We start from the raw sequence: 362 nt of genomic DNA, 5'->3' as shown, positions 1-362 counted from the left end.
GTATACAACCCCACATCAGTGTTACTCCACTCCCAAAAAAGAACTTTCGTCACACGTTTTGACGAACTGAACTGCATGCAAGTTTTTATCATAATCACTTCACCATCGCTTGTTGCGATACATGGCAAGATCTGAAAGTTACCCGCATCCTTCCCCTTTGCTTGATTCTCAAATAGACTGAGCGCCTTGGGGTTTTTGGCCAGAGCACCAAAGACCATGGCCACAATTTCCAGCACGGCTTTATTAGGACCGACGACACTTGCAATAATTTCCAGGGCAATCTGGTCCATTGTGAACTTCTGTTTCAGACCAGTCACTTTATGCATGGACTCGTTTGTCGTTGTCCAGCCGCATCTCGATAG

The 362-nt window shown here is 45.9% G+C and carries 1 pseudogene; it reads right to left on the bottom strand.

Annotation, left to right across the window (positions count from 1 at the left end):
• A pseudogene (locus GHN86_RS23135) lies at window positions 1–290 on the bottom strand (hypothetical protein); the annotation flags it as partial.
• Between the last annotated feature and the right edge of the window lie 72 nt (window positions 291–362).

The sequence above is a fragment of the Pseudomonas helleri genome (assembly GCF_009600315.1).
Classification (GTDB): Bacteria; Pseudomonadota; Gammaproteobacteria; order Pseudomonadales; family Pseudomonadaceae; genus Aquipseudomonas; species Aquipseudomonas helleri_A.
Note: the sequence above shows the minus strand (reverse complement) of the source record. Positions and strands in the feature narration are given on the sequence as shown.